The organism is Kribbella sp. (genome assembly GCF_035655035.1).
Lineage (GTDB): Bacteria > Actinomycetota > Actinomycetes > Propionibacteriales > Kribbellaceae > Kribbella.
In genome coordinates this window covers 1-9,582 of the sequence record NZ_DASRVN010000456.1, presented here as the reverse complement: position 1 = coordinate 9,582, position 9,582 = coordinate 1, and the positions used below count along the sequence as shown (strand labels likewise).

General features: G+C 69.4%; 11 protein-coding genes. 4 read left to right on the top strand and 7 right to left on the bottom strand.

The genetic code is table 11. From position 1 onward, the window contains the following. On the bottom strand, positions 1-1,406 hold a 1,406-nt coding region (locus VFF46_RS25135; protein ID WP_325039666.1), incomplete at its 3' end, for a DUF6596 domain-containing protein. Then, positions 1,406-1,744, bottom strand: coding sequence for a YciI family protein (locus VFF46_RS25130; protein WP_325039667.1), 339 nt, complete (start codon positions 1,742-1,744; stop codon positions 1,406-1,408). The genes VFF46_RS25130 and VFF46_RS25135, both read right to left, overlap by 1 nt. 90 nt (positions 1,745-1,834) lie before the next feature. Between VFF46_RS25130 and VFF46_RS25125 the strand changes: the two genes are divergently transcribed. Continuing rightward, positions 1,835-2,716, top strand: a complete 882-nt coding sequence (locus VFF46_RS25125; RefSeq protein WP_325039665.1) for an aldose 1-epimerase family protein — start codon at positions 1,835-1,837, stop codon at positions 2,714-2,716. Here the strand turns inward: VFF46_RS25125 and VFF46_RS25120 are convergent. From VFF46_RS25120 to VFF46_RS25110, 3 genes are read right to left on the bottom strand one after another with little or no spacing between them, the layout of a single operon-like run. Next, positions 2,694-3,158 (bottom strand): PH domain-containing protein, encoded by a 465-nt coding sequence (locus VFF46_RS25120; protein ID WP_325039664.1) that lies wholly within the window; start codon positions 3,156-3,158, stop codon positions 2,694-2,696. The genes VFF46_RS25125 and VFF46_RS25120 overlap by 23 nt on opposite strands. Before the next feature lie 14 nt (positions 3,159-3,172). Further along, complete coding sequence (gene hisG / locus VFF46_RS25115) at positions 3,173-4,021, bottom strand: ATP phosphoribosyltransferase (RefSeq protein ID WP_325039663.1); 849 nt, start codon at positions 4,019-4,021, stop codon at positions 3,173-3,175. Positions 4,022-4,066: 45 nt separating this feature from the next. Then, complete coding sequence (locus VFF46_RS25110) at positions 4,067-4,330, bottom strand: phosphoribosyl-ATP diphosphatase (RefSeq protein WP_325039662.1); 264 nt, start codon at positions 4,328-4,330, stop codon at positions 4,067-4,069. Positions 4,331-4,484: 154 nt separating this feature from the next. Between VFF46_RS25110 and VFF46_RS25105 the strand changes: the two genes are divergently transcribed. After that, positions 4,485-5,450: a P1 family peptidase gene (locus tag VFF46_RS25105; protein ID WP_325039661.1), complete on the top strand. Its 966-nt coding sequence runs from the start codon at positions 4,485-4,487 to the stop codon at positions 5,448-5,450. Here the strand turns inward: VFF46_RS25105 and VFF46_RS25100 are convergent. Next, positions 5,444-6,076 (bottom strand): NAD(P)-dependent oxidoreductase, encoded by a 633-nt coding sequence (locus VFF46_RS25100; RefSeq protein WP_325039660.1) that lies wholly within the window; start codon positions 6,074-6,076, stop codon positions 5,444-5,446. The two genes, VFF46_RS25105 and VFF46_RS25100, sit on opposite strands and share 7 nt — an antisense overlap. Before the next feature lie 67 nt (positions 6,077-6,143). On the opposite strand from VFF46_RS25100, the gene VFF46_RS25095 reads away from it, so the two are divergent. Then, entirely contained in the window at positions 6,144-6,626 is a 483-nt protein-coding gene (locus VFF46_RS25095; RefSeq protein ID WP_325039659.1) for a MarR family transcriptional regulator, read from the top strand. Here VFF46_RS25095 and VFF46_RS25090 read toward each other — a convergent pair. Next, positions 6,617-7,582: a helix-turn-helix transcriptional regulator gene (locus VFF46_RS25090; RefSeq protein ID WP_325039658.1), complete on the bottom strand. Its 966-nt coding sequence runs from the start codon at positions 7,580-7,582 to the stop codon at positions 6,617-6,619. The genes VFF46_RS25095 and VFF46_RS25090 overlap by 10 nt on opposite strands. 61 nt (positions 7,583-7,643) lie before the next feature. On the opposite strand from VFF46_RS25090, the gene VFF46_RS25085 reads away from it, so the two are divergent. Continuing rightward, entirely contained in the window at positions 7,644-8,603 is a 960-nt protein-coding gene (locus VFF46_RS25085; protein WP_325039657.1) for a hypothetical protein, read from the top strand. Positions 8,604-9,582: the final 979 nt, after the last annotated feature.

Sequence of the window (9,582 nt, the reverse complement as noted above, 5' to 3'; positions counted from 1 at the left end):
GCCGGCGGCCCGCCGAGGGCCTCGGCCCAGTACGACGCCAGCCGTTCGACGTGATCGGGCTTCACCTCGTTGTGGAACGCGTGGCTGACGACCGGATCGGCCATCACCAGCTCGTGCCACGCGGCCGCCAGCCGCTGCAACCCTTCGGACCCACCCGCCGCTTCGTAAACGGTCTCCATAGCCGCAGTCTGCCGCAACTCGGCGAGCTGGTCACGGGCCTGCGCACGCTCCGGCTCGGAACCGGCCAGCGCCAGGGCGTGCTCGTACGCGGTGATTGCCTCGGGCAAGCGGCCGAGCCGGCGCAGCAGGTCGGCGCGCGCGACGGCGTACGGGTGATACTCCTGCAGCCGCGGCTCGCGCGCCAGGTCGTCGAGGAGCGCGAGCCCGGCCTCGGGTCCGTCGCGGAACGCGATCGCGGCGGCCCGGTTGAGCGCGACCACCGGCGAGGGCTCGAGCTCCAGGAGTACGTCGTACAGCTGGACGATCTGGGGCCAGTCGGTGGCGGCGAAGTCGGGGGCCTCGTCGTGGACGGCGTGGATCGCGGCCTGGACGGCGTACGGGCCGGCGGGGCCGCCGGTGAGGGCGGTGACGACCAAGGCGCGACCCTCCGCGATCAGGTCGGGGTCCCAGCGCGTGCGGTCCTGGTGTTCGAGCAGGACGATCGCGCCGCCGGGTCCGCTGCGGGCGTCCCGGCGGGCGTGGATCAGCAGCATCAGCGCGAGCAGGCCCGTCACCTCGCGGGCGTCCGGGAGCAGGCGGTGCAGGATCCGGGCCAGCCGGATCGCGTCCTCGGCGAGGTCCAGGCGTTGCAGGTACGGCCCGGAGCTGGCGGCGTACCCCTCGGTGAAGACCGAGTAGATCACCTGCAGTACGCCGGGCAGCCGCTCCGGCAACTCGTCCGGACCGGGTACGCGGAACGGGATCCGCGCCTCCCGGATCTTCTTCTTCGCGCGGACGATCCGTTTCGCCATCGTCGCGGTCGGCACCAGGAACGCCCGGGCCACCTCCGGCGTGGTCAGCCCGGCCAGGCAGCGGAGTGTCAGCGCGCCACGGTCCTCGGGGGCGAGCGCCGGGTGCGCGCAGGTGAAGAACAGCTGCAGCCGCTCGTCGGGCAGTTCGTCACCGGCCGCCTGCGGCGCGGGGCGGTCCGCTTCCACCTGCAGGATCGCGAGCTTGGCGGCGTACACCTGGTCACGCCGCAGCCGGTCGACCGCCTTGCGCCGGGCGGTGGTCATCAGCCAGCCGCCCGGGTTCGGCGGTACGCCGTCCACCGGCCAGCGGGTGAGCGCCGTCTCGATCGCCTCCGACGTGACCTCCTCGGCCAGGTCGAGGTCGCGGAACCGCCGGGCGAGCGCGGCCAGCAGCCGGCCGCGCTCCTCCCGGAAGACGTGCTCGACCTGATCCATCAGCCGAAGTCTGCGACCGGCCGGACGTCGACCGATCCGCCGCCGCGGGACCCCGGGCACTTCGCGGCCCAGTCGAGCGCGACGTCCAGATCCGGTACGTCGATCACGTAGAACCCGCCGAGCACCTCCCGGGTCTCCGCGAACGGCCCATCGACCACCGTCCGCTTGCCGTCGTTCGCGACCTGGACGCGGGTCCCGGTGACCAGGTCGGCCAGCGACTCGGACGCGACCACCACGCCCGCGTCCTGGATCTCCTTGTCGAACCGCATCCAGTCCTCCGGCTCGCACCCGACCGGTGCGTTCTGCAGGTCGAGCTCACCGGCGTTGATCAGCAGCATGTATTTCACGTCGTACCTCCTGTGTGGCTGTCTACACCATCACCACGAACGGGTTCGCCTTCGATGGACAGGGTGGGTGAGGATTGGCGCATGAGTGTCTTGCCTTCAGGTGATCAGTGGGGACTGCGGGGCGGCGGGTACGCGGCGACCGTGGTGAGTGTCGGCGGCGGGCTGCGCGGGCTCACGTACGACGGACGCCCGGTGCTGCTCGGGTACGGCGACGACGAGCCGGCGCACGCGGGGATCGGTCAGCACCTGTTCCCGTGGCCGAACCGGATCACGGACGGCGAGTACACGTTCGACGGCGTCACCCAGCACCTGGCCCTCACCGAGCCCGCCCGGCACAACGCCATCCACGGCCTCACCCGCTGGGCCAACTGGCACCGCACCGACGACGCCTCCGACGAGTCCACCGTCGCCCTCACCCACCGCCTCCACGGCGAGCCCGGCTACCCCCACCAACTCGACCTGCACCTCGCCTACGCCGTCACCGACCGCCTGACCATCACCGCAACAGCCACCAACATCGGTAGGACCGCAGCACCGTACGGCTACGGAGCGCATCCGTACCTGACCGTAGGACGCCCGCTCGACGAATGCGTCCTCGAGTTCGAGGCAGCGGAGCGCCTGGAACTGTCGGACCGGATGGCTCCGATCGGGTCGGTTCCGGTCGCGGGATCGGAGTACGACTTCCGCGGCGGCCGCACCATCGGCTCCACCGTCATCGACAACGCCTTCACCGGCCTCGACGCCGCATGGTCCGTCACGCTCACCGACCCGGACAGCGGCGCCCGCTCGGTCCTCAGCAGCGACACCCCGTGGATGCAGCTGTTCACCGGCGAACCGCTAGGCCGCACCGCGCTGGCCGTCGAGCCGATGACCTGCCCACCCGACGCCTTCCGCACCGGCCAGGACCTGATCGTCCTGCAGCCGGGCGAGTCCCACACGACTACTTTTCAGGTGTCTGTCTAGGCCCGGCGCCGTGTTCGCGGGCGACCGCCGCCAGCTCCTTGGCGGCGCGGGTCGCCCGCGCCCCCTCGGAGGCCTGGACCGCGAGGATCCCGATCCGGTTGTCGTCGGCATCGAACAGCTGCAGCCACGCGTCCCCCGGCCGGAACCGCAGCGCGCTGACCTCGGACCACTTCAGCGTGTACGACTTGAACACGTTCCGTACCCGCAGCCGGTCGGCGTACGCCGTCACCCGCAGCGTGGACATCCGGTACAGGATCCACAGCACAGCGCCGAAGAACGCCAGCAACGTGATCCGCTGGAACCAGTCGAACGTCGCCCGGTCCTGCGGCGACAGCCGGAACCAGATCACCCCGAACACGGCGATCAGGCACAGCCCCATCCCCGCCGACATCCCGGACACGATCCACGGATGGAAGGTCAGCAGCCGGCCCCGCGCAGCCATCCCAGGTCTCCGGCTCAGATCCGGCAGGCGTGGATGTCGGTGGTCAGGATCGCGCGCGCCCCGACCTCCCAGAGCTGGTCCATCAGCCGCTGCGCCTCGGCCCGCCGGACCATCACCCGGACGGCGACCCAGCCCTGCCGGTGCAGCGGCGAGACGGTCGGCGACTCCAGCCCGGGCGCGACCGCGGTGGCCGCGTCCACGTCCTCGGCGCGGATGTCGTAGTCCATCATCACGTAGTTCCGCGCGATCAGGACGCCCTCGAGCCGGCGGACCAGCTGCTGCAGGCCGTTCGGCGGTACGTCGACGCCGTGCCGCTTGATCAGCACGGCCTCGGACTGCAGGATCGGGTCCCCGAACACCTCGAGCCCGGCCTGGCGCAGCGTCGTACCGGTCTCGACCACGTCCGCGATCACGTCCGCGACGCCGAGCTGGACGGCCGACTCGACGGCGCCGTCCAGGCGGACCACCGACGCCTCGACACCGTTCTCGGCCAGGTGGTCCTGGAGCACCCCGGCGTACGACGTGGCGATCCGCTTGCCGGCCAGGTCCTTCACGGAGTCCGCGACGCCGGGCCGCCCGGCGAACCGGAACGTCGACGAGCCGAACCCGAGGCCCATGATCACGTCCGCGTCCGCGTGCGAGTCGAGCACCAGGTCGCGGCCGGAGATCCCGACGTCGAGGGTGCCCTCACCGACGTACACGGCGATGTCGCGGGGGCGCAGGTAGTAGAACTCGACCTCGTTGGCCGAGTCGGTGAGCGTGAGGTCCTTCGTGGTCCGGCGCTGCTTGTAGCCGGCCTCGGTCAGGATTCCGATGGCGGCTTCGCTCAGCGAGCCCTTGTTCGGTACTGCGACGCGCAGCATGGCACTGCCCTTTCGGATGATGTGAGGTCTGCAGGGAGGGGGCTCCTACAGATGTCGGTACACGTCATCGAGGTCCAGGCCGAGCGCATGCATCATCACCTGGGCGTGGTACAGCAGCTGGGACAGCTCCTCCGCGGCCCGCTCCTTGCCCTCGTGCTCGGCGGCCATCCAGGACTCGGCGGCCTCTTCGACCAGCTTCTTGCCGATCGCGTGCACGCCGGCATCCAGCGCCGCCACGGTCCCGGAACCCTCCGGCCGCGTCCGCGCCTTCTCACCCAACTCGGCGAACAGCTCGTCAAAAGTCTTCATCGCGCGCCCAGCCTACGGGGCGCTCCCGGCGGATCGATCCCCAGGTCCGGTGGGCGGACCGGACCCGGCCGGTCGGGTGCCGCGGCAGATGGCCGACGATGGCCGTATGCAGAGTCCTCGGAGAGTTCGCGAACTGGGCGTTGCCGTCGGCAGCTTGCCTACCGGGTCGCTGAACGCGATCACCGACGTACCGGGGGTGCGCGTCGGGCAGACCACGATCACCGGCGACGGGCTGAACACCGGCGTCACCGCGATCGTGCCGGAGGGCTGGGAGGGGACGCTGCCCGCGGCGGTTGCTGTTGGCAACGGGTACGGGAAGCTGATCGGGACCACGCAGGTCGAGGAGCTCGGCGTCATCGAGACTCCGATCCTGCTGACCGGGACGCTCAGTACGTTCCGCGTCGCGGACGCTTTCCTCACCTGGCTCCTCGACCGCGACCCGCACGCCACCAGCCTCAACCCGATCGTCGGCGAGACCAACGACGGCCACCTCTCCGACATCCGCCGCCGCCCCATCACCCCCGCCCACGTCCACGCCGCCCTGGACACGGCTTCGTCAGCCCTCCCGGCGGAAGGCTGCGTAGGCGCCGGCACCGGAACCGCCGCCCTCGGCTTCAAGGCCGGCATCGGCACCGCCTCCCGCAACCTCCCCGCCCCATCTCGCGCCGCGACCCCATCCGCGGTCGCCCCCGCCCCATCTCGCGCCGGCGGGTACACGGTGGGTGCTTTGGTGCAGGCGAACTTCTCCGGTGTGCTGACCGTCCTCGGGCGACCGGTCCCCGCCGAGCCGATCGACGCGGACGGGAACTCCTGCATGATCGTGATCGCGACCGACCTCCCGCTCGACTCCCGCCAGCTCGGCCGGCTGGCTCGCCGGGCGATCTTCGCGATGGCCCGCGTCGGCTCCGACTACGCCCCCGGCAGCGGCGACTACGCGATCGCCTTCACCACCAGCCGTACGCCGTCCTACGCCGACCACGACCTCCGCGCGCCGTTCCAGGCGGTCACCGAATCAGTGGAGGAAGCCCTCCTCAACTCCCTCACGATGGCCCGCACCACCACCGGCTTCCAGGGCCACACCGCCTACGCCGTCCCGCACGACCGGATCCGGCCTCAGTAAGCCACCCCGACCGGTTGGCGCACGGTGGCCGGGTCCGCGAGGGACTTCAGCATCACGTCGGCCACGTCGGCGCGGGAGATCAGGTAGCCGCGGCTGACGGTCCCGCCGACCTCGGTGCGGTAATGGCCGGTGAGGGGCTTGTTGTTGAGCTTCGGCGGCCGCACGATCGTCCACTCCGTGCCGCTGCTCATGATGTCCGCCTCCATCACCCGCAGGTCGGCGTACACGTCAGCGGCGAACGCGTTGATCATCGGGTACACCACCCGCCGGTTCAGGAAGTCGGTCGGCATCGGCCCGAGCGGCGCCGCGCTCACCGCGACGAACCGCCGTACCCCGGCCGCCTCCATCGCCGCGAGGATCGACTGCGTACTGCGGGACGCGACCGGCCCGTCCTTCCGCCCGCGGGCGCCGACGCCGGAGATCACCGCCGTACTGCCGTCGACCGCCTCGCGCAGCGGCTCCGCCAGGTCCAGCCCGGGCACCCGGACCACCTCCAGCGAGGGGTGTTCCAGCTCGAACGCCGACGACGTACGCACCACCGCCGTCACCTTCTCCCCCGCTTCCAACGCCTGCCGTACGACGTGGCCACCGATCCCGCCCGTCGCACCGAACACCGTGATCCGCATCCGAAACGCCTCCTGTGCGCTACCGTGATTCTGATCTGCAACTCATATAGTACGGAAATCATAATATATGGAACAGACAGAACAAGGTGACGTCCGGCACCGCCGGCGGACCGGGAACGAGATCAAGGCCGCGCTCCGCGACCTGCGGATCCAGCTCGCGCTGCTCAACCACCAGATCGGCGGCAAGCTGGCGCTCAAGGACGTCGACCTCGACTGCCTCGACGTCCTCGCCCGTAGCGGACCGCTCACGCCGAGCGCGCTCGCCCGCCAGGCCGGCCTGCACCCGGCCACGCTGACCGGGATCCTCGACCGGCTCGAACGCGGCGGCTGGATCGCCCGCGACAGGGCCCGCGCGGACCGGCGGAGCGTGACGATCCGGGTGCTGCCCGACCGCAGTACGGAGGTGTTCCGGCTGTACCAGCCGATGATCGGCGCGATGGACGACGTACTGGAGGACTACAGCGACGCGGAGCTCACGGTGATCGCTGACTTCCTCCGGCGCAGCACAGAGGCCGGCCAGCAGGCCAACGGCGAGCTAGGTCAGGAGTAGAGGTCGTGGAGCTTCCGGCCGAGCTCTCTTAGCTCAGCCCGGAGCTCTCGCGGCTCCAGCACCTCTAGAGCATCACCGAAGCGGCTGAGCGTGGCTGCTGCGTTCTGGACCGACTCGATCGGGACCGTCACCACAACGCTCCCGTCCGGCTCCGGAACGGCGGCCACGACCGCCTTGACCAGTGCGGGGTACGAGACGTCGTACATCTTCCCGGCAAGTCTGGCTGACACCTTGAGGACTGCCTCGGCCGTAAAGCGGGTGCGGTCGAACCCCTCCAGGTGTTCTTGCCAGTACTGCGTGAGGTTGAAGCCGTCAGCGCGTTCGAACTGCTCGTCGGTCGGTGTGATCTCAAGGATGTTCGAGACGCGGTACGTACGTAGACCGCCGGCTGTTGAGGCTACGACGTACCAGCTGCCGTTCTTGAGCACTAGGCCGTACGGCTCGAGCAGACGCTCGACCTCGCGGGGCTCTTCCCACCTGCGGTACAGCACGCGGACACGGCGGTCGTGCAGGACGGCGTCGGCGACTGCTGCGAGCTGGGGCGAGTTCTCGGCGTCCTGGTACCAAGCGGGCAGGTCCAGGTGGAAGCGGTTCTTCAAACGACCAGCCCGGTCCCGCTGGTCCGGGGCGAGCGCTGCGAGGAGCTTGAGCTCGGCTGCGCTCGTCTCTGCTGTCAGCCCGAGTGCTGCGGCGGCACCGGGCATACCGACCAGGAACAGTGCAGCCGCCTCTTGTTCGTTCAGGCCGGTCAGGCGGGTGCGGTAGCCCTCCACCAGGCGGTACCCGCCTGCTCGGCCTTGGTCGGCGTACACAGGAACACCTGCAGCGGCGAGAGCCTCGACGTCGCGGTAGATCGTACGTAGCGACACCTCGAGCTCGTCAGCGAGCTCACGCGCCGTCAGCTGCCGGCGCGTCTGCAGCAACAGCAGGATCGACAGCAGCCGGCTCGAACGCATACTCCGAGGTTAGCCCGAATCACTGCCAGCGGTTGTCAGGTATCACTCGCACGCTGGGGGTATGACATGGGACAAGGTGACCGGGGACTTCGACTTCCTCAACGGGTACTTCGACGTACACCACCGCACGCTTCGCGAGGCGCTCGTGGGCTGCGACGAGTGGCTTGACTACGACGGGACCACCAGCGCGCGCACGTACTTCGACGGCCAGATCAGCATCGACGAGATGCGCTTCCCGACGAAGGGGACGTACGGGTTGTCGCTGCGGCTGTTCGATCCGGAGAGCAAACAGTGGAGCATCTGGTGGGTCAACAGCACCACGATGACGCTGTACCCGCCGGTGCACGGCGGCTGGTCGGACGACGGCTCCCGCTGCCGCCTGGTCGGCGAGGACAGCCACGATGGCCGCCCGATCCTCTGCAGCTACGAGTGGTCCGACATCACCGACGTCTCCGCGCACTGGGAACAGGCCTACTCCGCCGACGGCGGCGAAACCTGGGAAACCAACTGGACCATGGACTTCACCCGCCGCGCCGATCCCCCGCCGCCTCTCGACGTACCGAAGCTCACCGACGACTTCGACTTCTTCATCGGCCGCTGGTCCTTCCACAACCGCCGCCGGCGCCCCGTCCTCGGCGAACCGCACACCTGGTACGAACACGACGCCGAACTGCGGGCCACGACGTACTTCGACGGCGCCATCAGCTTCGACGAAGGCTGGTTCCCGAGCGAAGGCTTCCGCGGCGCGACGTTCAGGTTGTACAACCCGGACACCCGCCTCTGGTCCATCCACTGGATCAACAGCACCCGCGGCCAACTCGAAACCCCCGTCATCGGCAAGTTCGACAACGGCGTCGGCACCTTCGAAGGCCCCGACACCTGGGACGGCCAACCCATCCACGTCCGCTTCCTCTGGACCCCAGGCACGGACAAGGCCGCCTGGCAACAATCCTTCTCCACCGACGCCGGCACCACCTGGACCGTCAACTGGTACATGGAACACACCCGCATAAACGAATAGCCCCCCGCGTGCTACGCAGCCGCTAGCCTCGTCGCTCCGCTCCTCAGACGCGCCCGCTCCGCGCGCTCCCACCCACCCACCGGCCAGCGCCGGCAGCATCTGTTGCCCGCTACCGCGGGCGAATTGCGGGCTACCGCCCGCGGAGTGACTGCTCAGCGGAGGCCCGCGAGTAGACCTTCAGGTGGTGACGGGAACTGTGGATCGGCCGTGAAGGATGGTGACGAGATGACGCCCGCACACCGCGCTGTCGAGCTGGAAGACCTACCGCTTCCGCGACCTGCTCGACAGCGGCGTCGACGTCGAGGAGACAGACGGAGGCCTGACGCTCCTTCAGCATGCGATCGATGCCGAAAGCGATCGGTGCGAGGTGTGAACGCGAGCCGCGATTCCGTAACGTGCACGCGCCTCATCGCGATCTTGTAGGCAACGGCTGGAACTGCGGGGGGGCAGCATGGTGCAGCAAAACCTTAGGGCGCGATTCCGCTGGGAAGTTGTGCGGATCAGCGCGACGCCTGTGGAGCTGCGGGAGAGCGTGGCCGTCGAGCTGTCACACGATCCCGCGACCATCTGGAACTTCCTCGAAGATCCGCGAAGTTCCATCGTGCTGTCAGACCGCGTGTCGCATGCCGAGCGCTTGCCTGGGACGCCGCTCGGGTTGGCCAGGTACAGCTATTCGTTCAGCAGAGCAGTGTAGGACGCGCAGGCAGCATGCTTGAGGTTGTCGCCTATGAGCCTGGCCGACGGGCGGTCACTCGTAACCTGACCAGCCCGGCGGGCGGCGGGGAGCTGCTGGTTGAACCGCTTGCCGCGGGTTGCCGAGTCACGCAGAGCCTCTGATTGATGCTGCCCGTCGGTACCTCCAGCCGCGCTGCCAAGCTCACGCGCCGAGTCTTGCGCGAGCACCTGGACGACTTGGCCCAGCGGCTGCAAAACCTCGACAGCAACGTGATTGGGCAGTGGGCACCCGCGTAAGACCTGA

What these genes read in the sequence shown, in the direction of transcription:
- VFF46_RS25130 (WP_325039667.1), bottom strand. Translation starts at nt 1,744, where the DNA reads ATGCTGCTGATCAACGCCGGTGAGCTCGACCTGCAGAACGCACCGGTC.
- VFF46_RS25090 (WP_325039658.1), bottom strand. Translation starts at nt 7,582, where the DNA reads ATGCGTTCGAGCCGGCTGCTGTCGATCCTGCTGTTGCTGCAGACGCGC.
- VFF46_RS25095 (WP_325039659.1), top strand. Translation starts at nt 6,144, where the DNA reads ATGGAACAGACAGAACAAGGTGACGTCCGGCACCGCCGGCGGACCGGG.
- VFF46_RS25100 (WP_325039660.1), bottom strand. Translation starts at nt 6,076, where the DNA reads ATGCGGATCACGGTGTTCGGTGCGACGGGCGGGATCGGTGGCCACGTC.
- VFF46_RS25125 (WP_325039665.1), top strand. Translation starts at nt 1,835, where the DNA reads ATGAGTGTCTTGCCTTCAGGTGATCAGTGGGGACTGCGGGGCGGCGGG.
- VFF46_RS25085 (WP_325039657.1), top strand. Translation starts at nt 7,644, where the DNA reads ATGACATGGGACAAGGTGACCGGGGACTTCGACTTCCTCAACGGGTAC.
- hisG (WP_325039663.1), bottom strand. Translation starts at nt 4,021, where the DNA reads ATGCTGCGCGTCGCAGTACCGAACAAGGGCTCGCTGAGCGAAGCCGCC.
- VFF46_RS25120 (WP_325039664.1), bottom strand. Translation starts at nt 3,158, where the DNA reads ATGGCTGCGCGGGGCCGGCTGCTGACCTTCCATCCGTGGATCGTGTCC.
- VFF46_RS25110 (WP_325039662.1), bottom strand. Translation starts at nt 4,330, where the DNA reads ATGAAGACTTTTGACGAGCTGTTCGCCGAGTTGGGTGAGAAGGCGCGG.